The 23,289-nt window shown below is 44.0% G+C and carries 23 protein-coding genes, 1 tRNA gene and 2 pseudogenes; 3 read left to right on the top strand and 23 right to left on the bottom strand.

The features are described 5' to 3' along the window. Positions 1 to 119 precede the first annotated feature (119 nt). Together LKD71_RS18780 and LKD71_RS18785 are read left to right on the top strand one after the other, a co-directional pair. The gene (locus LKD71_RS18780) at positions 120 to 359 is read left to right on the top strand and encodes a penicillin-binding transpeptidase domain-containing protein (protein ID WP_333491578.1); all 240 of its coding nucleotides are present in this window, start codon (positions 120 to 122) and stop codon (positions 357 to 359) included. After that, positions 356 to 412, top strand: a pseudogene (locus tag LKD71_RS18785) (hypothetical protein); the annotation flags it as partial. The gene LKD71_RS18780 and the pseudogene LKD71_RS18785, both read left to right, overlap by 4 nt. 73 nt (positions 413 to 485) lie before the next feature. Here the strand turns inward: LKD71_RS18785 and LKD71_RS14225 are convergent. The 18 genes and pseudogenes from LKD71_RS14225 to LKD71_RS14310 form a co-directional block, all read right to left on the bottom strand. Next, the gene (locus LKD71_RS14225) at positions 486 to 1,361 is read right to left on the bottom strand and encodes an ABC transporter ATP-binding protein (RefSeq protein ID WP_015521697.1); all 876 of its coding nucleotides are present in this window, start codon (positions 1,359 to 1,361) and stop codon (positions 486 to 488) included. 4 nt (positions 1,362 to 1,365) lie between these two features. Further along, positions 1,366 to 2,025: a hypothetical protein gene (locus tag LKD71_RS14230; RefSeq protein ID WP_015521696.1), complete on the bottom strand. Its 660-nt coding sequence runs from the start codon at positions 2,023 to 2,025 to the stop codon at positions 1,366 to 1,368. Next, positions 2,026 to 3,090 carry an ABC transporter permease gene (locus tag LKD71_RS14235; protein ID WP_022037030.1) on the bottom strand — a complete coding sequence of 355 codons (1,065 nt, stop codon included), beginning with the start codon at positions 3,088 to 3,090 and terminating at the stop codon, positions 2,026 to 2,028. It abuts the gene before it with no gap. Between the two features lie 83 nt (positions 3,091 to 3,173). Continuing rightward, positions 3,174 to 4,355, bottom strand: coding sequence for a HAMP domain-containing sensor histidine kinase (locus LKD71_RS14240; RefSeq protein WP_025580964.1), 1,182 nt, complete (start codon positions 4,353 to 4,355; stop codon positions 3,174 to 3,176). After that, positions 4,343 to 5,017: a response regulator transcription factor gene (locus LKD71_RS14245; protein ID WP_025580965.1), complete on the bottom strand. Its 675-nt coding sequence runs from the start codon at positions 5,015 to 5,017 to the stop codon at positions 4,343 to 4,345. Before LKD71_RS14245 ends, LKD71_RS14240 begins: the two co-directional genes overlap by 13 nt. A gap of 123 nt (positions 5,018 to 5,140) precedes the next feature. Continuing rightward, a pseudogene (locus LKD71_RS14250) lies at positions 5,141 to 5,353 on the bottom strand (hypothetical protein); the annotation flags it as partial. Positions 5,354 to 5,360: 7 nt separating this feature from the next. Then, positions 5,361 to 5,657 carry a hypothetical protein gene (locus LKD71_RS14255; protein WP_005349852.1) on the bottom strand — a complete coding sequence of 99 codons (297 nt, stop codon included), beginning with the start codon at positions 5,655 to 5,657 and terminating at the stop codon, positions 5,361 to 5,363. Between the two features lie 9 nt (positions 5,658 to 5,666). Continuing rightward, a complete protein-coding gene (locus LKD71_RS14260; RefSeq protein WP_055163279.1) occupies positions 5,667 to 6,665 on the bottom strand; it encodes a DUF6017 domain-containing protein in 999 nt (332 codons plus the stop codon). Between the two features lie 78 nt (positions 6,666 to 6,743). Beyond that, complete coding sequence (locus tag LKD71_RS14265) at positions 6,744 to 7,649, bottom strand: ParB/RepB/Spo0J family partition protein (protein WP_055183005.1); 906 nt, start codon at positions 7,647 to 7,649, stop codon at positions 6,744 to 6,746. After that, positions 7,639 to 8,424 (bottom strand): ParA family protein, encoded by a 786-nt coding sequence (locus tag LKD71_RS14270; protein ID WP_055195032.1) that lies wholly within the window; start codon positions 8,422 to 8,424, stop codon positions 7,639 to 7,641. Before LKD71_RS14270 ends, LKD71_RS14265 begins: the two co-directional genes overlap by 11 nt. A gap of 14 nt (positions 8,425 to 8,438) precedes the next feature. Further along, positions 8,439 to 9,404, bottom strand: a complete 966-nt coding sequence (locus tag LKD71_RS14275; RefSeq protein WP_055160129.1) for a ParB/RepB/Spo0J family partition protein — start codon at positions 9,402 to 9,404, stop codon at positions 8,439 to 8,441. A gap of 326 nt (positions 9,405 to 9,730) precedes the next feature. Next, positions 9,731 to 9,804 (bottom strand) — tRNA-Arg (locus tag LKD71_RS14280). A gap of 616 nt (positions 9,805 to 10,420) precedes the next feature. Next, positions 10,421 to 11,308: a DUF3881 family protein gene (locus LKD71_RS14285; protein WP_227615966.1), complete on the bottom strand. Its 888-nt coding sequence runs from the start codon at positions 11,306 to 11,308 to the stop codon at positions 10,421 to 10,423. A gap of 55 nt (positions 11,309 to 11,363) precedes the next feature. Next, complete coding sequence (serS, locus tag LKD71_RS14290; protein ID WP_178046906.1) at positions 11,364 to 12,656, bottom strand: serine--tRNA ligase; 1,293 nt, start codon at positions 12,654 to 12,656, stop codon at positions 11,364 to 11,366. Between the two features lie 153 nt (positions 12,657 to 12,809). Then, entirely contained in the window at positions 12,810 to 13,328 is a 519-nt protein-coding gene (locus LKD71_RS14295) for a DUF4446 family protein (RefSeq protein WP_178046907.1), read from the bottom strand. Positions 13,329 to 13,357: 29 nt separating this feature from the next. Then, positions 13,358 to 14,275 (bottom strand): ParB/RepB/Spo0J family partition protein, encoded by a 918-nt coding sequence (locus tag LKD71_RS14300; protein WP_227615967.1) that lies wholly within the window; start codon positions 14,273 to 14,275, stop codon positions 13,358 to 13,360. Beyond that, complete coding sequence (locus tag LKD71_RS14305) at positions 14,269 to 15,045, bottom strand: ParA family protein (RefSeq protein WP_227615968.1); 777 nt, start codon at positions 15,043 to 15,045, stop codon at positions 14,269 to 14,271. The genes LKD71_RS14300 and LKD71_RS14305 overlap by 7 nt, the downstream gene beginning before the upstream one ends. 159 nt (positions 15,046 to 15,204) lie before the next feature. Further along, positions 15,205 to 15,546, bottom strand: coding sequence for a hypothetical protein (locus LKD71_RS14310; RefSeq protein ID WP_227615969.1), 342 nt, complete (start codon positions 15,544 to 15,546; stop codon positions 15,205 to 15,207). Between the two features lie 235 nt (positions 15,547 to 15,781). On the opposite strand from LKD71_RS14310, the gene LKD71_RS14315 reads away from it, so the two are divergent. Further along, positions 15,782 to 16,726 carry an alpha/beta fold hydrolase gene (locus LKD71_RS14315; RefSeq protein WP_227615970.1) on the top strand — a complete coding sequence of 315 codons (945 nt, stop codon included), beginning with the start codon at positions 15,782 to 15,784 and terminating at the stop codon, positions 16,724 to 16,726. A 74-nt stretch (positions 16,727 to 16,800) separates the two neighbouring features. On the opposite strand, the gene rsmG is transcribed toward LKD71_RS14315, so the two are convergent. The 5 genes from rsmG to LKD71_RS14340 form a co-directional block, all read right to left on the bottom strand. Then, positions 16,801 to 17,520: a 16S rRNA (guanine(527)-N(7))-methyltransferase RsmG gene (gene rsmG, locus LKD71_RS14320; RefSeq protein WP_227615971.1), complete on the bottom strand. Its 720-nt coding sequence runs from the start codon at positions 17,518 to 17,520 to the stop codon at positions 16,801 to 16,803. A gap of 70 nt (positions 17,521 to 17,590) precedes the next feature. Then, a complete protein-coding gene (gene mnmG, locus LKD71_RS14325; protein WP_178046913.1) occupies positions 17,591 to 19,471 on the bottom strand; it encodes a tRNA uridine-5-carboxymethylaminomethyl(34) synthesis enzyme MnmG in 1,881 nt (626 codons plus the stop codon). Between the two features lie 159 nt (positions 19,472 to 19,630). Then, on the bottom strand, positions 19,631 to 21,028 hold the full coding sequence (gene mnmE, locus LKD71_RS14330; RefSeq protein ID WP_178046914.1) for a tRNA uridine-5-carboxymethylaminomethyl(34) synthesis GTPase MnmE: 1,398 nt from the start codon (positions 21,026 to 21,028) through the stop codon (positions 19,631 to 19,633). Between the two features lie 63 nt (positions 21,029 to 21,091). After that, the gene (gene jag, locus LKD71_RS14335) at positions 21,092 to 21,943 is read right to left on the bottom strand and encodes an RNA-binding cell elongation regulator Jag/EloR (protein ID WP_227615972.1); all 852 of its coding nucleotides are present in this window, start codon (positions 21,941 to 21,943) and stop codon (positions 21,092 to 21,094) included. A gap of 27 nt (positions 21,944 to 21,970) precedes the next feature. Then, entirely contained in the window at positions 21,971 to 23,251 is a 1,281-nt protein-coding gene (locus LKD71_RS14340; RefSeq protein WP_178046916.1) for a YidC/Oxa1 family membrane protein insertase, read from the bottom strand. Positions 23,252 to 23,289: the final 38 nt, after the last annotated feature.

Consider the following 23,289-nt stretch of genomic DNA (forward strand, 5'->3'; position numbering starts at 1 on the left):
CAATATTTATGTGATTTCATTCAGATACCTCCTGCCGTTTTTCTTAATCATATACCTTTTAAAAGATATATACAAACTGGTATTTTGAATCAATCGACAAGCAGCTCGGATCTTCCACTATAAATTCATACCTTCAGCAAATAGGATATGGCAATAAAAATATATCCGGAGATTTCTCTTCCTACTGGATGCAGTCATCCTTAAAGATTTCACCAGTAGAACAAGTTGAACTTTTGAAAAATTTATATCGAAACAACTTCAACTTTACTCCTGCTAATATTCATGCCGTCAAAAATTCCATCCATCTTACCGCCTCTGAAAATGGAGAATTTATGGAAAAACCGGAACCGGACGAGTGAACGGGCAGGATATAAATGGCTGGTTTATAGGTTTTATAGAAAGCCAAAATAATACATACTTTTTCTCCACAAATATTCAAAGCGAACAACGTGCAACTGGTAGTAAAGCATCAGATGGTGCTTTATCTACTCGTATTGATTCGTCACATAAATATAAGCATCTTCCAACGTTGCAGGAATTGACATACACTCCAATTCTGGCTGTATTTCAGAAATCACTCTTAACTGCAATCCCCCCTCAACATACTGTTTAGATGTAATACGATACTTCTGTTCCACTTCTCTTGCTTTTCTTTCATCAGGTACTTTGCAAATCCAGATTTTCCCCTGTGCTTCTTCTGTCAAATTCTTCATAGAACCCGCATACAGAAATCGACCTTTATGCATAATTGCAAGCTGATTGCAGGTGGCAGCTAAGTCTTCTACCACATGAGTTGAAAACAAAACCGTTCTGTTTTCAGAAAAATCTACTAACAAATTGCGGATGCGAATACGTTCCTCCGGATCTAAACCGGTAGTTGGCTCATCCACAATTAAAAATTCCGGTTCATTTAAAAGCGCCTGCACCAATCCTACCCGTCGCTTCATACCGCCTGATAACTGCTTCATTTTCTTCTTACGATGTTCTATAAGACTGGTCTTTTTCAAATAATAATCTATCCGCTTTCTACATTCTGCTTTCGGAACACCTGCCAGATCTCCCATATACTCCAAACACTCCTGAACCGTCAAATTAGGATACAGTTCAATTTCCTGTGGTAAATACCCTATCTTTCTTTGGATTTTTTCATAGTTTCCTTCGCTATACAAAATTCCGTCTAATGTAACCATTCCGTTTGTAGGTTTAAGCACAGTGGTCAAAACTCTCATCAAAGTTGTCTTTCCCGCTCCATTTTCTCCCAATAGTCCAAATATCCCATTTGGTATATCTAAATCTGCATGGTCGATTGCTGTGACACTATTCTTAAATCTTACCGTTAAATCCTCAATATGAATACTCATAAATTTACCCTCTCTTTCTTACGATCTTCGGCAATGCCAGTAACAAAATCAGTCCGATACAAATACACAAGCCTTTCCCATACAGCCATGTAATATCGGCAGTATTTTCTATATCTCTAAAAGAATAAGAAAACAGATTCCATGCTCCAAAAAGTTTATCTCCACCTGTGGAATTTGTTGCTACCCATATCAAAAGACTGCTTCCAATTCCCATCCACATATTGCGAAAAAGCATAGACAATGTATTAGCCAATATTCCCCAAAAGAAAATAGTTACTACAATCGCCCCAAAACAGGTAATAAACTGAAGTATTTCACTTTCTGTTACTGGATGTGTAATTGGTTTCTGAAACGCAAAAAACAATCCATATCCAAGAACAGCGAGCAGCAGCAAAAAAGTTCCCTGTATCATCAGTCTCTGTATAATAGAATAGATTCTCTTTTTTATCTGATACAGTCTCTGAACTTCGGAACGGTTGCTTGTAATTTCCTGCACATAAGTATCTGCACAAAAAACAGCAGTCAATATCGCAAAAGGCGGCTCTATGGATAGTCCTATTTCATACGTGAAAACAACTGCACGAATCACACTTAAAATTACAACAAAGGATACTGCATAAGCAATTTTATAAAATGGCAGAACAATCTTCATTTCCTTCTTCATTTATATTCGCCTCCGCTTCCAAATCTGTATCGAAATCAGTATAATTACTACCGATACAATAATAAGAAAACTTTGATTTAAGAGCGCCATCGGGGGCGGTGTCGTATCAAAAAGCTGCCCCGGAAATCGTACCATGATTGCCAAAGGTTTGCCCCAATATCCGTAAACTCCCTCTGCATTAGTTCCGCCCAAATTGGAATACACCATATAAAGAATCAAAAGTGGTACACCCGGAAGTGGATTTTTAAATATGAGTGAAATCAATGTATATATACTCACAATCATCAGCATATTAGGCAATATATAAAGTACCGTAGAAGCCACAAAATCCCATAGTCGCACTTCAAATCCACTATCCTTTGTATAGATGCGGCACAATACCCAAAACAGTATATTCAAAATAGTTAGCACAAGCAAACAAATTGTAAATCCTGCACTCACTTTTCCCATTACATACTTCCCGGCAGTCACAGGCTTTGTATGCAACAATTCATAAGTATGCTTTTTTGTATCTTGTAAAAATAAAACCGCCAACATAATAATTGCAAAAAACACCATATACAGACCCGCAAAATCAGCAAATTTTCTTGCGTAATAAAAAGAAAATGTCTTATCTTCCAATTTTTTATCTAGATATGCGTTGATTTCTTCTGCCGTTCCCTTATAATACGTACTGTCCTCGTATAAATACCTTGCCCCGTACCAGTCATATTCCTGCTCCAAATACGCATAGGCCTCTTTTAAATTCATGCTTTCCAGCTTTTCAATGACATTCTGTGCTTCTGAATCCGTCAATCCAAACACATCCGTTAATTTTATTTTTACCTTTTCATGCCATACCTCTCTGTGCTTTTCAGGCGTGGCTGGAATATAGCCCTCATACACTTCTCCTTCAACCGAAGTGTTGGACTGATCATTGATGATTTCCTCCCCCGTTGTAAGATAATGTGTGGTTAAATATGGACTTGTCGCATTAAACACACCATAAATCACAAGCAGAACACCTACCCAAAATAACGGTCGCTTTAGATAATTCCTAATCTCTCTTTTAAAAATAGCAATCATACGTATTCCTCCTTTCCTTCGTTATAGACATCATAAAATATAAATCACAACAAAAAGACAACAGCATAAAAAAATCGGACCGCTCATGCAATCCGATGAAATACTGCTGTTATTACAGCTCCACTCTGTTTTTCATTTTCTATCAGTAACTGACCACCATGCTTTTCACAATACAATCTGCTGATATACATGCCCATTCCTGAATGTTTCAAACTGTCTTTCACATTTTGCTGATAAAAAAGCTCTGTTGCCTTTTGCTTATCTATTGTAAATCCCACTCCATCATCCTTTATTCTGATCTGTAATTCAGAACAGGTAAGAAACACTTCCATTTCCACTTTTGTCTTGGCGTAACGAAAGGCATTTGACAAAAGGTTTTCTATAACCTCTAAAATCACTTCCTTATCTCCTGAAAATTTTTCTTCTGTTTCCGAACATTCTAATTCATATAGCTTTCCAAATTTTTTCCTAAACACGTTCATCTCTGCCCGTACGTCTATTTCTACCTGTTTACTGGTAATTTCTTCTGCTACTAACTCCCTTGTATCTAAACTGCTCATCTTTCGCATAGTTTCCACAAAGATATCCATACGTTCAATCTGTTTTTTGCTTTCATTTACCATTTCTAAGGCTTGCTCCATATTTATCTCTTTCTTCGGAAGATATTCTGAAAGCATTTCCTGATACCCCTCCAGCACAGAGAGCGGAGAACGTATATCATGTGCAATGGCAGCCCGCAAAGCCTTTTCTTCCTCAAGCATTTTCCATAACTGTTGATTATTCTCTGCCAGCTGTCCTCTCATTCGTTCAAACTCTTTGCACAATCCGCCCATCTCATCTTCATTTTCATAAGTGATATGGAAATCTAAATTATTTCGACCAACTTGTCGGGAAGCCAGTTCTAATTCTTCGATAGGGCATTTCAGTTTATGCTTATAAAAAAGAAATACCGCTATAATACTCCCTGCAACAGATACGATAAGCACTGTAAATGTCTGAAGAAAATCACATATTTCCGATACATGATAATCAAATTCTTTCATTTCATAAGAATGTGGTCTCGGAACATCTGGCAAATACCTTCTACCATCCCCTTCAGCCATTTCAAAATATTCTTCTTGGTCTACATAATTCCACCAAATGTTGTTTTGTACTGTGCTTGCTATTCGCATAATTAGTGCTGAAAGATAAAAACTAATTATTAAACTAATTATCATATACAAAACAATGGTTTTCCTTAACGAAAGATTTTTTATTTTGCCCATTTATATCCCCTCCCCCATACCGTTGCAATATATTCGTGTTCCGAATACATTTTCATTTTCTTGCGGATTCTGCGAATCAACTCCGTAACCACCCGGCTGTCCCCTTCTGCATCATATCCGCCAATCTTCTCATAGATTCGTTCTTTATCAAATACCATTTCAGGGTTCATAGACAAAAATTCTATGATCTCATACTCTAATTTCGTAAGCTCTAAAGCATTCCCTTTAATATGTACACATTTACTGGCATAGTCAATCACTAATTCTCCATAAAACCTTTGTTCTTTTTTCCTATGTAAACGTTCTTCACGTTTCAAATGGGCAATAATTCTAGCATCTAATTCTTTCAAACTGAATGGTTTTAAAACATAATCATCACCACCAGACAACAATCCCATTACTCGATCCTGTTCTTCTACTTTTGCAGTCAAAAAAATAATCGGACAGGAAACCATATCTCTGATTCTTCTGCACACTTCAATTCCGTCCATTCCCGGCATATTTACGTCCAATAAAATAATATCGGGATTTGCACTTATCTTTTCCATTGCTTCTATGCCATTTTCTGCAATCATTACCGTATAATTCTTCAATGTAAAGTATTGATTCAGCATTTTTAGCAATTCTCTATCATCATCAACCATTAAAATTTTATAGTTCATAAATTTCACCTCTGGCTCTAATGTTATCTTTTCCTTATAGTATAGCTTATAAAAAACAACAAATAAACAACAATTCCTAAAAGGCAACAGCCTTTCTAAACTGCCGCCTTTTCTCCTTCATTTTATTTCCATTTTTGGGACAACATCATACAGGGTTGGTGCCTGATGACTTAATTTTACTCCATTTTCATTTGCATCTTTAAGCAGATTCTTAACTTTTTCTCTTGAATTCTCCGGTACTTTCATGTACTTCCACATAAATGCTACCACATCAGATGGTGTGTCTTTTTTTAGTGGTGGTAACTGAATATAATCATTGTTTTCACTCATTTTCATATTCTCCTCACGATATAATAAAATCAATAATACGTTCTCTTGTCATGTCCAGTACAGTATCTACGAACACTCCTGCAAAAAGGATCAGATACAGAATAACACTCAGCGAAAACAGGAATGCAACCTGTACCCAATCATGGTAACAGTATGCAGTCGCTATGATCAATAAAGTGAATATAAACCCAAGGATCCCTCTGACAACCGCATAAGTCTGTACTGTCATTTTTACTGCCAAGCCGATCACAAAAAGGATCAGCCATACCGGCAGTAATAATATCTTCCCAACAAGTTTTAAAATAAACATGTGCACCTCCTATCTTACCAGTCCTGGCATATCATGGTTCACCTCTGCCTGATAATACCCGTTCATCGTTGACGGTGCATTAAACAAAGCTGCTAATAAATATTTCTTGATGTTCTTCACCTTTGTGGTGTTACCACTCATACAGTGTAATACATACTCGATATGTGAATAGGTCAGCATCAGAAATTTTTTCTTCACCAGTGATGCCGGATACCAGTTGCTGGCAATCAAGATCTTGTCATTTTTACACATCACAGTCTCTACGATCAGGTTCACGATTTCATCTACCTGCCGCATATCGTCATGATGGGTTACTTCCAGTGATTCATAATCAATGGTCTCTTTGACAAGGTTTTCATAAGCCTGATAATCCTCAGAGCGATTATCGCTATCAAATCTTTTCTCATCCACAGATATGATAGGATTAGATTTATTATCATTCATTTCAGTATCACTAAGATTAGTATTATTAGGGTTTGAAATGTAAACTTCTTGAAGTTTGTTTTCGGGACTTCTAGAAGTTTGATTTTGGGACTTCATGAAGTTTGAATTGTAAACTTCTGCGGGTTCCTCATTTTCCACAGAAGTTTGTTTTTTAAACTTCTTTAATTCCTCTTCAAATTTTTTCTCATCTGTTTTCTCAGGCATAAAGGTTTTCACGTAGATGACGTTCACCTTTCCAAATCCCTGTCTGCGTTTCTCAATCAGGCCAATCCCTGTTTCGTCATCCAGTTCTCTCATGGATTTGATGGCTTTATTTCTGCCACAGTTCAGTAATTCCATAATATCTTCGATGGAAAAGTAGATATATGCTCTATTTTTGTCGTCAAACCACTGATTCTTGATGGAAAGAGACATTCGATCCAACATCAGTCCATATAAAATTTTAGCATCGCTTGATAAATCTTTAAAATAGCTGTCTGTAAATAATGCTTTTGGTATGCGGTAGAAGCTGAACTGATCAGCTTCGGTACCATAAAAATAATTAAATGTCATTTTTTTCTCCATAATTTCCTCCTTTCATTTTCTGCTAAGAAGTCCTTTTTTTAAACTTCTTTGACATTGTTTTCTTAGCTTTTTCTCTCCTTAACAGGACTGTTCCTGCATCCACTTTTCTAATAATGATTCAATCACCTGCTCCATATCTTTGGCTGTATAATCATCCGGAAAATACTTTGTCAGTTTCTTTTCTGAGAAAGTAAGAGACCGGGATACTTTCTTTGCTATCACACAGTTATTGAAAATTGATAACATCTGAATCTGATTGATTGGCCCGTCATTCAGCTGATTTCTGAGTGCTGCAATCTGCTTTGGCTTAATAAATCCAGTGTCACTAATATATTCGTAAATCCATTCTTGTACTTCCTTATCGATGTAGGAGATATCAATAGCAACTGTAAATTGGAGCTTTTTCTTATCTACCAGATCTAAAAGTTCTGGTATTAATTCCGTGAGACGAATATATCTTTGAACCTGTCGTCCACTTTCTCCGTTATCCTTTCCAATGAGATCTGCCGTCTCATAATTCCCGACATTTTGTCGGGGATTTTCTTTTGTCGGACGACCTGCTGTTCTTCTCATAGCATCCATTTTCATCTTATATGCAAATGCTTTCTCACTCGGTAACAGTTCCTCTCGCTGAATGTTAGCGTCCACCATCGCAATCACGGCATCATCATCCGATAATTCTCTTACGATTGCCGGAATAGTCGTAAGTCCTGCAAGCTGTGCTGCATGCATTCTTCTATGACCGGATACCATTTCATATTCTTCATTATCATCCATTCGAAGCAGTACCGGTGTCAGTACTCCATTGATCCTTACACTTTCAACCAGATCCTGCATCTTTTCATCATCCAGCACCTTGAACGGATGATTTTTAAACGGATGGATCTTACTGATTTCTATCTCCATTGCAGATTCTTCATTTACCACACCCAGCAGTTCATCAATGCTTGCCAGTTTAATCTTTTCGCCACTTCTATTTTTCATTTTTCAAAACCTCCTGTGTTAAGTTCTTATATGCTTCGGCAACTTTTCCTTTCGGGCAGTGCATGTAGATGCTTTTTCCCTCTGCACTGGTCTCAGCAGCTTTTACAGACATCGGGATCACATTTTCAAATACCTCGATCTGACTTCCGTAGGTTGTATGTACTCTCGATGCAATATCCCTTGCGTAATTGGTTCTGAAATCTACCATGGTCAGGAGAATGCCCTCAATCGCCAGTTTCCGGTTCAGTCTTTTCTTTACTGTAAGAATGGTCTTGATCAGCTGCTGAAGTCCTTTCACCGGCAGATATGCGGCTTGCACAGGTATCAACACAGAATCGGAAGAGACCAGTGCATTGATTGTCATCATACCAAGGCTCGGCATACAGTCGATCAGGATATAATCGTATCGGCATCGTATCGCATCGATATATTCTTTCATGATCATTTCTCTGCTCATAACATTTCCCATCGTTACTTCCAGTGCGGAAAGCTCAATATTTGCCGGGAGAAGATCTACATTTTCCTGGTGATGTAAAATCCCATCTTCCAGAGAGATTTCTTCTTCGTTGATGACCTCCATCATGATCGTTGCCAATGTGATGCGAAGATCATCCGGTTCCTCATATCCAAGACTTGCGGTTAAACTTCCCTGTGGATCCGCGTCGATCAGCAACACTTTCTTACCTTCTCTTGCCAGTCCAATGCCTACATTTACGGTTGTGGTGGTCTTTCCGACGCCACCTTTCTGGTTTACTACGGATATAACTTTACACATGATTTCTTCCTCCTTTAACTTTCCCATGATTCTTTTTTCCATAATTTCAACAGTGCCAGTATTTCCCGTTTCATCATTGCCGGTGTATAAGAATTTGGAAAATACTTGTGCAACTGCTCGTTTGTGAATGCCACTCTTGTGATCTCACCCTTTTTCACTTCACACATGATCTCTTCCATCTTTTCCAGTGACAACTGTTTTTCTTTACTCAGTTGCCGGATCCTCTGGGCCTGTGAGAGTGATGGGATTGCCTGTGCATACTCCATTGCTACAAGCAGTTCTCTTTGTTCTTTTTCACTTAATGCAGCTATCTCTACAGCCGGACAAAAAGAAATAATCTCATCATCCAGTTTCTGCAACATTTCCGGTATCAGTTTTGTCAGTGAGATATAACGCTGCACTTGTTTTGGGCTATCACCACAATCTTCACTGATGATTTCTATTGCCCGCTTTCTTGGTGTTTTGTGGTCAACTTGGCTCTTTTTTCGACCACTTTTTCTTTTTAATACGTCATTCTTCAGTTTGTAAGCAAAAGCTTTTTCACTGTAGCTAATCCGTTCTCTGTGAAGATTGGAATCTACCATGCTCAAGATGGAATCATCTTCACTTAATACCCGGATGATTACCGGTACTTTACGGTATCCCAGTTTCTCCGCAGCATGTTTTCTTCTGTGACCGGATATGATCTCATAGTATCCATCCGGTACTGGTCTGACGATTAGCGGATTTAAAATGCCATACTTCTCAATGCTTTCCTGCAAAAGAAACATTTCCTTATCATCTTTTACCTGAAACGGGTGCTCTTTGAACGGACGAAGACGCTCAATCTCAATTTCTATGATTCTTTCTTCGTTTTCTCCTGATTGTCTGTTTGGCTCAGTCATCTTGACTCCTTTCCTCCAGGATTCAGGAAATAAAAAATGCCTGCCTGGAACTTTTATAGATAGTAAAGTTCCAAACAGACATTGCTGTTTGACCATTAGCTGTAGCTAATAGAATTGAATACTGTTTCAGCTAATTCATGTTTGCAAGTTTGGGAGAGATTGTTTCTTTTCCCGCCTTTTCTCTGATTTGCATCCCCGAATAAGAGGTGACAACGGAGCGGAACCCAAATGTTAGCTGGACTTCTTAAAACCCATGTTTGCAAACCGGTAATTTTGATTAGCTGTCAGCTAACAAAAATCGGATTGCGTTAGCTGGAAATTGATCATTTTGAATGGAATTTTGTGTCACGAACGTGATTTGAAAATAACAAAAGCGTTCGTTGTCAGCTAATCCAGCTAACATTTTCGAACGCTTTGAAGCCCGTCGCCAAGAGGATTTGAACCTCCGACCCCTCGCTTAGGAGGCGAGTGCTCTATCCAGCTGAGCTATGACGACACATGCCGCAAACCCTTGATTTTACTGGGTTTCTGGGATTTTTCCCTTCGGCCATATATAAGATTATCAACTCTTTTTCGAGTTGTCAATCTACAGATTTTTTTGATTTGGTAACATTAGAACGTTCCCCAATTTGGGGAATGCTTTGTTGTCACCATTAGCATTTTTCAGAATAGATTCGAACTGAAAGTTGTTTTTTATTTTTTCCCTTTGGGGAATGCCTCGGCTTTCTCTTAGGAGGCACTTGTTCTATCCATTAAACTAACAGGACAAATACCGGATTTTTGGCTTAAAATCAAGGTTTTCAGCCATTTCAACGGCATTGGATTTTATGATTTAAAACTGACTTGCGTCAGCTGAATCAACCTTATATGATGAAATTTTTTGGTATGAAGCTATCGCCTTTTCCAAAAACGCATGTCCTCTTAATTGTGACATCACATAACAGAATCGAACTCAAATTCATTTTTCTGTTATACGCCGAGGCGATAACTCTGGTCACCGCTTAGGAGGCGGACGCTCTATCCTGCTGAGCTACAGAAACTTAACTGGAATGGTCCGCCGACTTTCATCGGAAACCACTCCATAGATATTTATTATAGCATATCAAAAGCTGTTAATCCAGCTCTTTTTCAAAATTTATGTGGCCCTGCATCCAGATGCTTCCTTTGAACCGTCTGCCTTCCTCCGGCTCGCCCAGAAGATCCTTCTGGTTGATACAGATGTCAAAAATCATATCGTTGCAGGAAAGTGTCATAAAGTACAGTTTCTCGTCGGTATATTCATTGACTGCAGACTCCACATTTTTGATTTCACCCATGATCTGGTACAGGTCGCACTCCGTTCCGTAGGGCATCATAAAGGTATCAATCACCGTGAAAAGATCCTCCTCCTGGATCCGCTGGGAGATCATGGTGTATGTGTCCATATCCTCCAGCGTCAGGCTCTCGATGGCCTCCTCGTCGCCTTTTCTGGCGGCTGCAATGAGTTTATTCCTCTTGGAAACAGCTTCCCGGTCGCTCTGCAGCTGCTCTTCGCTCTTGCAGATCGGGAGAAGAATCTCTCCCTTGTCGGAAAGTCCGGAAAATGTAGTGCTGACCGGCTGATTCAGAAGCATCTGATCGACGCAGGCCTTCTTATAAGCCACTGCATTCTGCACATAAAAGATCAGAGAAACACCCACTCTGGCATCTTCCATGACGCCCGCAAAAGACTCCTGGCTGCCATGCTTTTCCACCATCAGATCCTCTCTTGAGGTCACTCCGGTTCCCCGGAAATACGGGAAATAATACTCCTGATGGAAGCCGTTTTTATCCATCTCCCCGCAGAGCGTGATGCCAAAATCCGGGCCAAAGGCCCTAGAATACTCCACAAACGCAGTTCCGTTGTCTTCCCTCACCGCCTGGCGGTCCGTATATTTACGGAAAACCAGATTGAGAACATCTTCCAGCTCCTGCTCTGTCTTCAGGCTGCCAAAGCCAATGGATTTAAGATAAGTATGCACTACATTCACCTCCCATTCCAGATCATCCGGTATTTCTTACCTGTCCTGATCAATCTTATTTCTTTTTAACCTCAATTTTTTCCATGCCACCCATATACGGTCTTAAAGCCTCCGGAATATTGACGCTTCCGTCTGCATTCAGGTTGTTCTCCAGGAATGCGATCAGCATACGCGGCGGTGCTACTACAGTATTATTCAGTGTATGAGCCAGATATTTCTTTCCATCCGGACCATTTACACGGATTTTCAGTCTTCTTGCCTGAGCGTCTCCCAGGTTGGAGCAGCTTCCTACCTCGAAGTATTTCTTCTGTCTCGGAGACCATGCTTCCACGTCCAGAGATTTCACTTTCAGATCTGCCAGGTCACCGGAGCAGCACTCCAGAGTACGAACCGGAATATCCAGGCTGCGGAACAGATCAACGGTGTTCTGCCACAGTTTGTCGAACCACATCTTGCTCTCCTCCGGCTTGCAGACAACGATCATCTCCTGTTTCTCGAACTGATGGATACGGTAAACACCTCTCTCCTCGATGCCGTGAGCACCTTTCTCCTTACGGAAGCAGGGAGAATAACTGGTCAGAGTCTTCGGAAGCTCCTCCTCCGGAATGATGGTGTCGATGAATTTACCGATCATGGAATGTTCGCTGGTACCGATGAGGTAGAGATCCTCTCCCTCGATCTTGTACATCATAGCGTCCATCTCCTCAAAGCTCATAACGCCGGTAACAACGTTGCTGCGGATCATGAAAGGCGGTACGCAGTAGGTGAAACCTCTGTTGATCATGAAATCTCTTGCGTAAGCGATAACAGCGGAATGAAGACGGGCAATGTCACCCATCAGATAGTAGAAACCGTTTCCTGCTACTTTTCTGGCGCTGTCCAGATCGATACCGTCGAATTTCTCCATGATCTCGGTGTGATAGGGAACCTCGAAATCCGGAACAACGGGCTCGCCGTATTTCTGGATCTCCACGTTCTCGCTGTCATCTTTACCGATCGGTACGGAAGGATCGATGATGTTCGGAATGATCAGCATTCTGGTGCGGATCTCCTCCTCCACCTTCTTCTCCTCCTCGGAGAGCTCGTTCATGCGGTCAGCCTGGCTGGCAACCTGCTTTTTGACCTCTTCTGCCTCTTCTTTTTTCTTCTGAGCCATCAGAGCACCAATCTCTTTGGAAAGTTTGTTTCTGGAAGCACGAAGAGCCTCTACTTCCTGTTTGATCTCACGGTTCTTTTTATCCAGCTCGATCACTTCATCTACGAGATGGAGCTTTTTATCCTGAAATTTATTACGAATATTCTGTTTTACGATTTCCGGATTTTCCCGGACAAATTTAATATCCAGCATTTCTTCTATTCCTTTCTTCGATCCAGTCAGAGAAAAAATCTCCGCTGTAAATAAAAACTCGGCGAACAAATCATCCGCCGAGTTCTATCATACCCTATTTTTCAGTTCGCGTAAAGCACCTTTTTTGCTTATTTTCCGGTCTTTTCAAGGTTTTTACCGCTCCAGTTCGTTGTGGGAGTTCACGGCCTGGCGGAGAGCTTCCTTCTCCTCCTCGCCGAGAACCACATAGGATTCTCCCTTCACAATCTCCTTCACATAAGTATAACAGCCGTCGCTGCTGTGGATGGCGTTCATGACGAAACCATTGTTTTCCTTGTCCAGCATGGCCAGGGCAAAACTGAGCTTTCCACCCATTTCCTTGAAGGCATCGTACTTCACGATAGCCACCTTGTTCAGTGTAATATTCTGTACCTCTTTAATTTTCCGGATCTCTTCCATATGATTCCGGCTGTTCTCCTCCAGAATATCCATCTGATTAAACCGGGCCGCAAAAGCGCGTTCCAGGGAAGCGCCATCCATGCCTCTCATGAACATCTTATACTTTTTCATAAATCGGCTCATTTTCATGGAGATCTTTATCATATAGATCAGGACGATCAGAAGGACGCCCAGCACAAAAATAATAATGATCCCCGGGTCAATACCGATCGCGTCGAAAATACTGCTTTCCATTTATTATCCCCTTTTTCTTCGGTTAGTTGTCAGGCTTCCTGATGAATCGACTCCAGAAGATCCATGATTCGTTCCAGTTCCTCATTGGAATAATATTCGATCTCTATTCTTCCTTTATTATTCTTCTTATGATTTACTGTGACCTTGGTTCCCAGGATCATCTTGATTTTCTCTTCGATTCCCTTGTAAATGAACTCATTCTCTGCCTTTTGATCTTTTTTGTCTTTTTTCTCTTTCTGGAGATTCTTCATCAGCCTCTCAGTCTCCCGGACGCTGAGTTTTTCATCAAAGATCTTGTTTGCCAGATTGTACTGCTGCTCCTTGTCCCCCACGGCCAGAAGGGCTCTCGCATGGCCGGTGGAAATTTTTTCATCCACCACCATCTGCTGCACCCGCTCATCCAGTTTGAGAAGACGCATGGAATTGGTAACTGCGGTACGGCTCTTGGAAACCCGCTCTGCCAGCTCGTCCTGCTTCAGATCAAACTCGGTCAGAAGACGTTTGAAGGCCATCGCTTCCTCGATGGGGTTCAAGTCTTCCCGCTGAATGTTCTCGATCAGCGCGATCTCCACTCTCTCCTGCTCCGTATAATTTTTGATGATGACAGGAACTTCCTTTAAGCCGGCCAGCTTTGCGGCTCTCCATCTCCGCTCTCCGGCGATGATCTCATAGTAATCATCCTGTTTCTGGACAACCAGCGGCTGAATGATACCAAACTGTTTGATGGAATCAGCCAACTCCAGAAGAGCATCCTCGTTGAAATTTTTACGCGGCTGTTCCCGGTTGGGCTCCACCTCGGTAATCTTGACCATCACTTCTTCTTTTTTGATGACCTTCTCCACAACCACTTCTTTTTTTACTTCCGGTTTGGCAGGCGCTGCTTTTTTATGACCTGTTGAAGGTATCAGGCTGTCCAGTCCTTTTCCCAGTCCGTTCTTTCTTACCATTCTTCCTCATTCCCCCTGTTGATCACTTCTTCCGCCAGCAGACGATAACTCTCCGCTCCTGTCGATCTTGCATCGTATTTGGTGATGGGCATTCCATAGCTGGGTGCCTCAGCCAGACGCACGTTTCTCGGAATGATGGTCTTGTAGATTTTCTGATCAAGATTTGCCTTCACATTTTCCACTACCTGAAGAGAAAGATTCGTTCTCGCATCGTACATCGTGAAAACCACGCCCTCAATCTCAAGATTCGGATTCAGCCGGTCTCTCACCAGCTCCACGGTGTTCATCAGCTGAGAAAGTCCTTCCAGCGCATAATACTCACACTGGATTGGCACCAGCACCGTATCTGCCGCGCACATCGCGTTGATGGTCAGTGTGTTTAAGGACGGCGGACAGTCGATGATGATGAAATCGTAATCCGCTCTCACCTGGTCCACAGCCTTCTTCAAAATGAACTCTTTCTCCTCAAAACCGGTGAGCTCGATCTCTGCTGCTGCCAGATTGATATTGGAAGAAATGATGTCCAGATTTTCAAAAACTTCTTTCTGGATGCACTCTTCGATCGTAGTCTCTCCGATCAGTAATTCATAAACAGTGTTTTCCACCTCATTTTTTTCTACGCCCAGACCACTGCTGGTATTTCCCTGGGGATCTGTATCAATAACCAGAATTTTCTTGCCGAGATCTGCAAGAGATGCGGACAAATTGATCGCCGTGGTCGTCTTGCCGACTCCGCCCTTCTGATTCGCGATTACGATTGTTCTTCCCATATCTATGTATATTCCCCTTTCTCCTATGACTCGTGTTTCTTATTATAACACTTGCCATTCAATTGTCTACTGGAAATCTTCCTTTATGTTTCACGTGAAACATCTTTTTGTAAAACATCATTCTTGTTTTCACTCCTGCAATGTTTCATGTGAAACATTTTACTTTTTTGCCTTTTTCTCCAGCTCTTCCACTTCTTCCAGCATTTTCCGGAAATTTTCCTGTTTTTTTTCCAGCTGCTGCTCCTCTTCTTCCAGCTTTCGAAGTTCTTCTTTCAGAATCATATTGTTTTTCTGAAGATCTGCCAGCTGTTCTCTTAAGGAACCTTCGCTCCTTCTCGGTGAAAAATATTCCATATCGAATTCTTTTTTCGACTGGATTCTCGCAATCTTTTTATCTATCGTTTCTTTTTCAAGACGCTGCTCTTCTATCTCCGCTGTATTGGCTTTTCTCTGCTCTTCTATCTCATGAAGAACGCTCTTCAAATATTCCCGAACCATCATGGTCTCCTCTCCAAACTGCTACAATACAGTTCAAAAGGTCAGATGCCTTCTCCTGCAAGCAGAAAAGGCATCCGACTTTTTAAACCTATTGTAGCAGATTTTTTTATCCTACGCAATCCGGGTGAGAAAAACATTGTATCAAAGATGGTTTTGGATTATAATAAAGGCAGATTTACGCATGCCCAAATACCAGTAACTATTCATTTTTTTCATACTTTTAAAAGGAGTCGCTGTTATGAAGCATAAACTTAGAAACGCAATAATTTTGACCTCCGTCTGTGTTGGATCTCTTCATATAATCAACCAGCTTATTTCCACCGCTGCTACGGTGAAGAACCTGCTCCCAGTCCGTCCCGGAAAATTTTTCGACTGGAGACATGGAAGGGTTTATTATCGGAAATTCGGTTCCGGAAAACCGCTTCTTCTGATTCACGACCTGGATCCCTCCTCTTCCGCCTATGAATGGAATCAGCTGGAGCAGCAGCTGGCCAAGGACTTCACAGTCTATTCCATCGATCTCCCCGGCTGCGGAAGATCTGACAAGCCGAACATGATCTACACCAACTACTTCTATGTGCAGCTTCTCAATGACTTCACGGAAAAAGTCATCAAGAGAAAAACCAGCGTGGCTGCCACCGGTCTCTCCGGTTCCTTTGTGATCATGGCTGCCAACAACAACGAAAATCTCTTTGACAAGATCTTCCTCATCAACCCGAAGAGCATCAACGCCCTGAATCAGATCCCCAATCCGAAGTCCCGGATCGCGAAGCTTCTGATCAACTGTCCCGTACTGGGAACCACGCTTTACTACATTCTGATGAACCGTACGAACGTGGAATACAATTTCACCGAAACCTATTTCCACAATCCTTTCCAGCTCTCCCGACGGACCGTGGACATCTACCATGAATGTGCCCACCGGAAAGGAAACGGCGGAAAATATCTGCTGTCCAGCATCAAGGGCAACTTTGTAAATATTGATATTTCCCACGCCCTGAAAAATCTGGACAACAGCATCTACATTATCGGCGGAGCTTCCATTCCCGGCATCAACAGCATTATTCATGGCTATGAAACTCTGAATCCTGCCATCGAGAGCGCCCTCGTGGAAAAAACCGCTTACCTTCCTCAGCTGGAATGCCCGGAAGCATTCTACCAGACCATGAAAGTCTTCTTCTGATTTTCTTTGTAAAAAAGGCTGCCGCCCGCAAACTCTTGCCTGGGCGACAGCCTCTTTTTTTCTCCGTGCGGAGCTTATTTAATTGGCTCCTTGGAAGGCGTCCCTGCCTTCCGCGGATATTTCTTCGGCGTCTCTTTCACTTTTTCAATCACCACCAGCGTACGGTCAATATCTGTACCTGGAAGCTCAAACCGTACGGTATCCCTGTACTCTCCTCCCAGCACTTTGATGGCCCTGGAAGCCTCTGAAAGCTCCGTATCGACGCTTCCGGACTTGTAGGGAACAAACATACCGCCTGTCTTCACAAAGGGCAGGCAATACTCGCTGAGAGACGACAGATTGGCCACGGCCCGGGACACCACGAGGTCAAAGCCTTCCCGGTATTCCTTCTGTTTCGCAATATCCTCGGCTCTTCCGTGAATCGCCGTGATCCCCGTAAGCCCCAGATTTTCAATGACCGCATTGAGAAATTTCACTCTTTTATTCAGAGAGTCCAGGAGCACTACCTCAAGCTCCGGATAAACGATCTTTAAGGGGATTCCCGGAAAACCGGCTCCCGTTCCAACATCCAGAAGCCGTTTCTCTCCTTCCATAGAAACTGCCTTTCCAAGGGCGCAGCTGTCCACAAAATGCTTACTCAAAACCTCCTCAAACTCCGTGATAGCCGTCAGGTTCATGACCTCGTTCCACTCGATGAGGAGCTTATAATACTCCAAAAACTGCTCCGTCTGCTTCTCTGTAAGAGAGATCCCAAAATCCTTACAGCCTTCTGTCAAAATCTTTGTATCCGCCATTCTTCACCTGTTTCCTTTCTATTCTCTGCTGACTGAAGTGTTTTCAGCCCCATACAGCCCTTCTTGCTCCTTACCCTCTGTGACTTTCCAGATATACCAGCAGAACCGAGATATCTGCCGGTGAAACGCCGGAAATTCTGGACGCCTGTCCGATGGAAGTCGGCTCATACTCTTTTAACTTCTGCTTGGCCTCCAGTCTCAAACTATAGACATCATCATAATCAATATCCTTCGGAATCTTCTTCGTCTCCAGCTTCTTAAACTGCTCTACCTGCCGTTTCTGCCGCTGAATATAGCCCTCATACTTGATCTCAATATTCACTTGCTCCTGAACATCCGCCCGAAGCTCTGGCCGGTTCTCGTCGATCTCCGCGAGCTCCTCATAGCTCAATTCCGGCCGCCGGATCAGCTCTCCCAGAGTCGTTCCTGATTTTAAAGGCGTGCTTCCGTGTTTCTCCAGAAAAGCCTGCACCTTCTCGTTGGCGCCGATATTCGTGTGCTCGACCCGCTTGATCTCCTCTTCGATCTCCTTCTCTTTTCTGAGAAGGGCCTGGTACCGTTCCTCGGAGATCAGTCCTACCTCATAGCCCTTCTTCGTCAGCCGGAGATCCGCATTATCCTGCCGTAACAGCAGCCGGTATTCTGCTCGCGAGGTCATCATACGGTAGGGCTCCCGGTTCTCCTTCGTCACCAGATCATCGATCAGAACGCCGATATAGCACTCGGAACGATCCAGAATCAACGGCTCTCTTCCCAGTACCTTCATGGCCGCATTGATGCCTGCCACCAGTCCCTGGGCTGCTGCCTCCTCGTACCCGGAGCTTCCATTGAACTGGCCGCCGCTGAAGAGTCCCGGAAGCTTCTTGAACTCCAGAGAGGAATCCAGCTCTTTGGGGTTGATACAGTCATATTCAATCGCATAAGCGTTCCGTACGATGACCGCATGCTCCAACCCTGCCACCGTACGGTACATGGCGTACTGCACATCCTCCGGAAGAGAGCTCGACATACCACCCACATACATCTCATTGGTGTTCAGTCCCTCGGGCTCGATGAAGACCTGATGCCTGTTTTTATCCGCAAAGCGTACCACTTTATCCTCGATCGACGGACAGTATCTGGGGCCTGTTCCCTCGATCATGCCGGAATACAGCGGAGAACGATCGAGATTTTCCCTGATAATCTCATGGGTTTTCTCATTGGTATAGGTCAGCCAGCAGGAGGCCTGATCGATCTGCACGCTCTCCGGGTCTGTGGTAAAGGAAAAGGGCACTACTCTCTCATCGCCGAACTGCTCTTCCATCTTGGAAAAATCAATGGAACGTTTGTCGATTCTGGCCGGAGTTCCGGTCTTAAACCGTCGCATCTCGATGCCGTGAGCCTTCAGGGAATCCGTGAGATAGTTCGCTGCCTGCAGGCCGTTGGGTCCCGTGTAGGTGCTCACATCTCCATAGATGCATCTGGCTCTCAGGTAGGTTCCTGTACACAGTATACAAGCTTTACAATTGTATACAGCTCCGGAATAGGTCTTTACCCCTGTTAATTTTCCATCCTCATCTGTCAAAATCTCCGTCACTTCCTGCTGCCGGATTGTCAGATTTTCCGTGTTCTCCAGAACCTTCCTCATCTCTTTGCTGTACTCGGCCTTATCCGCCTGGGCTCTTAAAGAGTGAACAGCCGGTCCTTTCGACTGGTTCAGCATCTTCGACTGAATAAAGGTTTTATCAATGTTCTTGCCCATTTCTCCGCCCAGCGCATCCAGCTCTCTCACCAGATGGCCTTTGGAGGTTCCGCCGATATTCGGGTTGCAGGGCATCATCGCAATGCTCTCCACGCTCACTGTGAAAAGCTGCGTTTTAAGCCCCAGCCTTGCACAGGCCAGCGCCGCCTCACAGCCTGCATGGCCTGCTCCCACTACTACTACATCTACATTTTCCGTGATTGTATTCATAATACAATTTTCCTTTCATTTTGTATACAACGTGCAATATCTCTCAATTTTGTCATTTTTTGCCAGAAAGAAGATCCCGTTTCCACTCCGTACGGAACCAGGATCTTCCCTTCTTTTTTACTATTATTTATGCGATTTTTCAAGAGGTTTCTGCAGGTTTTATTTTCCCGTACAGAACTTGCTGAAGATCTCGTTTACCAGGTCTTCCCCGAGGCTCTCGCCAAGGATCCTTCCCAGGGCCTCGTAGGCGCTCATAAGGTCGATAGAGAAGAAATCCTCAGGCATACCCGCCTCAATGCTTTCTCCTACCTGTATGAGGCTTCTGTGGGCTTCCAGGAGGGCCTGTTTCTGTCTCGCGTTGGTGATATAGACCTGATCATTGAAGGAGAGCTCTCCGCCGAAGAACATCTCCTTCACCTTCTCTGAGAGCCGTTCAAGCCCTTTGTTTTCCAGGGCGGAAATCGGGATGATCTCCGTCCTGTCCACACCGGCCTCCCGAAGCTTTTCCACAAGGCTCTCCTCTGTGGTCACAGCCTCAAGATCCGTCTTATTTAAGAGCACCAGAGCCTTCTTCTCCTTCAAAAGCTCCATGATCTCCTGATCATTCTCATCCAGCCTGGTGGAGGAATCCGCCACATAGAGGATCAGGTCTGCGTCCCGCACCGATTCCCTGCTTCGTTTCACGCCGATCTTTTCCACCACGTCCTCGGTCTGACGGATGCCGGCCGTATCCACCAGCACCAGCGTCACGCCTCCTAAGTTTACCTTCTCCTCCAACGTATCCCGGGTGGTTCCCGCGATATCCGTCACGATGGCCCGCTCCTCTCCCGTGAGCACGTTTAAGAGGGAAGATTTTCCCGCGTTAGGTTTTCCAAGGATTACGGTCCGGATGCCCTCGGTCATAATCTTTCCGTCCTCGGAATTTCTAAGAAGTGTCTCCACCTCTTTTTTCCAGCCCTCGTTCTTTTCACCCAGCTCCTCCGGATAGCCCTCAAGCGAAATGTGCTCCGGGTCATCCAGGGCAGACTCGATGTGGGCGATCTCATAAAGGATACCGGCTCTCAGAGCCTTTATACGCTCCTGTACCGCCCCTTTCAGCTGTTTGACGGAACTCCTTAAGGCATACTCATTCTGGGCCTCTATAACATCCATAACGGCCTCAGCCTGGGATAGATCAATCCGGCCATTCAGAAAAGCCCGCTTGGTAAATTCTCCGGGCTCTGCTGCCCTGGCTCCATGCTTCAATACAGTCTCCAAAACCCTTCTCACGGCAAAGACGCCGCCGTGGCAGTTGATCTCCACGGTATCCTCCGCCGTGTAGCTTCTGGGCCCTCTAAGAAGCATTACCAGCACCTCATCGATGACCTCCGCTCCATCCACGATAAAGCCGTAATGGATCGTGTGGGACGGCTGTTCGGAAAGCTTCTTTTTCTTCTTTGTACCGGAATCGTAGATCTGATCCGCTATCTCAAAAGCCTCGGCTCCGCTGATTCTCACAATGCCGATCCCCGCCGGGCTCATGGCCGTGGAGACCGCAGCTATCGTATCACTGTTCATATGAACCTCCTTAAAAAAAGAAGGAGATGCGATTCACATCCCCTTCTCATCTGGCAGCAGCTCTTATCTCTCTCTGCCGTTATTGTTATTATTTTTCAGTGTGACTACCACCTTACGGTAGGGTTCTTCACCCTCGCTGTGAGTGGCCACATAAGGATTGTTCTGCAGTGCAGAATGGATGATCCTTCTCTCATACGGATTCATGGGCTCCAGGAATACCGGCTTTCTGGTGCGTCTCACCTTGGAAGCAATGTTCCTTGCAAGGTTCTCCAGAGTTTCTTTTCTCCGTCTGCGGTAGTCCTCAGTGTCTACTTTTACGCGGACATAGGGACCGTTTCCTTTGTTTACCACAAGGCTGGTCAGATACTGAACGGAATCCAGGGTCTGTCCTCTTTTTCCGATCAGCACACCCATCTCGTCACCGTTGAGATCAATGTTCAAGGTGCCTTCCTCATCAAAGGAGGCCTTGATCTCTACCTGCATATTCATGGCGTTTAAGGTTCCCTTCAGGAAATCCTCCGCTCTCTTGATGGCTGCCTCTTTATCCAGCGGAGCCTTCGCCGATCTCTCTGCTGCCGGCTCTTTTGCCGGTGCTGCTTCCCTGCGGACAGGCTCTTTTACTGCTTTGACTTCTTCCCGTACGGGCTCCTTCACAGGAGCTTTCGGTGCGGGCTTCGGAGCCGGTTTCTCTGCTTTTTTCACCGGTGTCTCCACCACTTCCTCAAAGTTTTCTTCGGGAGCTTCTTCTTTCTTGCGGGCCATAATGACTGCGGGTCTGCTTCCGAAGCCTAAGAAGCCGGTGCTTCCTTTTTCGACTACTTCATACTCGATATTATCACTGCTTGTGCCTAACTGAATGGAAGCTTCTGTGATCGCATCATCCACCGTTTTGCCTGAGATTCTGATGTATTCCATAGTACCCCTCCTGTTTTTGCTTACCTCTTATTTCTTCTTTCCGGTTTTCTCGTTATACTGCTCTACCATACGGGCTTTTGCCGCGATGCTTCCCGGTTTTGCCGCGTGGTTTTTGTAGTATTCCGTGGATTTCTCCATCTGTTTCTGCCGGGCTTCCTCTTTCTGCTTCTGAACCTTCTCATCCTCTTCCGGATCTGCCTGTTTGGAAGCTGCCATCATGGCCTGCTTGGAGATCGTCTGAGGCGGAAGTCCCATCTTTTTACGCTTCTCGTTGTTTTTCTCCACGTTCTTCTGGATCATCTCATCCAGGTCGATCTTGTCGATCTGTTTGTTTACGATGATCTGCTGAATCATACGCACAACGGCGCTGGCTACCCAGTAGATACCAAGACCGGTGGGCAGGGTGAAACAGAATACAACGGACATCAGCGGCATAACATTGTTCATCATCTTCATGGAAGCTTCCATGGTTCCACCCTCGGAGTTGTTGGAAGGCGTTGTTGCTGCGGTGGAAAGCTTCACGCTGAACCACTGGGTCAGACCGGAAAGGATCGGGATCAGAAGAGCTCCGATCACGAGAAGAATGGCTCCGCTCTCCAGGCCGCTTCTGATGATATTTAACGGAGAATCCGCAATATTCAGGCCCAGGAAATAGTTCATGCGGTCCATCTCGCCCTGTGTCTTTGTTACCAGATCAGAGAAATCCGGAAACTTCTCTGCGAGGGTTTCCCAGTCTGCGGGTTTGCATTTGTAAAGCGTATCTACGATAGAATTGGCTGCATAGCCTAATTTCTCAAAGCTAATGTTGTTTACTTTTGCGATCTCTGAAAGGACTTCCTGGCTTCCGCTTGTTGCGAGGATCTTCTCAACCAGCGGCATGAAAGCGTTCTTTACGCTGCCTACATACGCGGGCACATTCCAGATAACACGGTACAAAGCGAACAGAATCGGCAGCTGTATCAACATCTGAACACAGCTTCCTGTGGGGGATACGCCGTATTTTGCGTATACTTCCTTGGTTTCCTCGTTCATCTTCATCATGGAAGCCTGGTCCTGCTTGCCCTTGTATTTCTTCTGGATCTTCTGCAGTTCCGGATTCATTTTCGCGGAAAGCTTGGAGAACTTCTGCTGCTTGTATGTCAGCGGAGTCATGATTCCATAGATAATGATCGTGAACAGAATGATACATAAACCGATATTTTCCACATGGAAAACGCTGCTCAGAAAGATAAAGATGGCATTCATGATGAAGCCGAGCAGGGTGGCTACCGGTCCAATAATGAACGTATTGGTCTTGGTTATTAACATGCTTTTCCTCCTGGATGTTACAGCTGTCCCGGCTCCCC

The organism is Fusicatenibacter faecihominis, from assembly GCF_020686945.1.
In the GTDB taxonomy this organism is placed as follows: Bacteria; Bacillota; Clostridia; order Lachnospirales; family Lachnospiraceae; genus Limivivens; species Limivivens faecihominis.

Coding starts and splice junctions, on each gene's coding strand:
- LKD71_RS14225 (WP_015521697.1), bottom strand. CDS start 1,361: ATGAGTATTCATATTGAGGATTTAACGGTAAGATTTAAGAATAGTGTC.
- LKD71_RS14230 (WP_015521696.1), bottom strand. CDS start 2,025: ATGAAGAAGGAAATGAAGATTGTTCTGCCATTTTATAAAATTGCTTAT.
- LKD71_RS14235 (WP_022037030.1), bottom strand. CDS start 3,090: ATGATTGCTATTTTTAAAAGAGAGATTAGGAATTATCTAAAGCGACCG.
- LKD71_RS14240 (WP_025580964.1), bottom strand. CDS start 4,355: ATGGGCAAAATAAAAAATCTTTCGTTAAGGAAAACCATTGTTTTGTAT.
- LKD71_RS14245 (WP_025580965.1), bottom strand. CDS start 5,017: ATGAACTATAAAATTTTAATGGTTGATGATGATAGAGAATTGCTAAAA.
- LKD71_RS14255 (WP_005349852.1), bottom strand. CDS start 5,657: ATGTTTATTTTAAAACTTGTTGGGAAGATATTATTACTGCCGGTATGG.
- LKD71_RS14260 (WP_055163279.1), bottom strand. CDS start 6,665: ATGGAGAAAAAAATGACATTTAATTATTTTTATGGTACCGAAGCTGAT.
- LKD71_RS14265 (WP_055183005.1), bottom strand. CDS start 7,649: ATGAAAAATAGAAGTGGCGAAAAGATTAAACTGGCAAGCATTGATGAA.
- LKD71_RS14270 (WP_055195032.1), bottom strand. CDS start 8,424: ATGTGTAAAGTTATATCCGTAGTAAACCAGAAAGGTGGCGTCGGAAAG.
- LKD71_RS14275 (WP_055160129.1), bottom strand. CDS start 9,404: ATGGTCAAACAGCAATGTCTGTTTGGAACTTTACTATCTATAAAAGTT.
- serS (WP_178046906.1), bottom strand. CDS start 12,656: ATGCTGGATATTAAATTTGTCCGGGAAAATCCGGAAATCGTAAAACAG.
- LKD71_RS14295 (WP_178046907.1), bottom strand. CDS start 13,328: ATGGAAAGCAGTATTTTCGACGCGATCGGTATTGACCCGGGGATCATT.
- LKD71_RS14300 (WP_227615967.1), bottom strand. CDS start 14,275: ATGGTAAGAAAGAACGGACTGGGAAAAGGACTGGACAGCCTGATACCT.
- LKD71_RS14305 (WP_227615968.1), bottom strand. CDS start 15,045: ATGGGAAGAACAATCGTAATCGCGAATCAGAAGGGCGGAGTCGGCAAG.
- LKD71_RS14310 (WP_227615969.1), bottom strand. CDS start 15,546: ATGATGGTTCGGGAATATTTGAAGAGCGTTCTTCATGAGATAGAAGAG.
- LKD71_RS14315 (WP_227615970.1), top strand. CDS start 15,782: ATGAAGCATAAACTTAGAAACGCAATAATTTTGACCTCCGTCTGTGTT.
- rsmG (WP_227615971.1), bottom strand. CDS start 17,520: ATGGCGGATACAAAGATTTTGACAGAAGGCTGTAAGGATTTTGGGATC.
- mnmG (WP_178046913.1), bottom strand. CDS start 19,471: ATGAATACAATCACGGAAAATGTAGATGTAGTAGTAGTGGGAGCAGGC.
- mnmE (WP_178046914.1), bottom strand. CDS start 21,028: ATGAACAGTGATACGATAGCTGCGGTCTCCACGGCCATGAGCCCGGCG.
- jag (WP_227615972.1), bottom strand. CDS start 21,943: ATGGAATACATCAGAATCTCAGGCAAAACGGTGGATGATGCGATCACA.
- LKD71_RS14340 (WP_178046916.1), bottom strand. CDS start 23,251: ATGTTAATAACCAAGACCAATACGTTCATTATTGGACCGGTAGCCACC.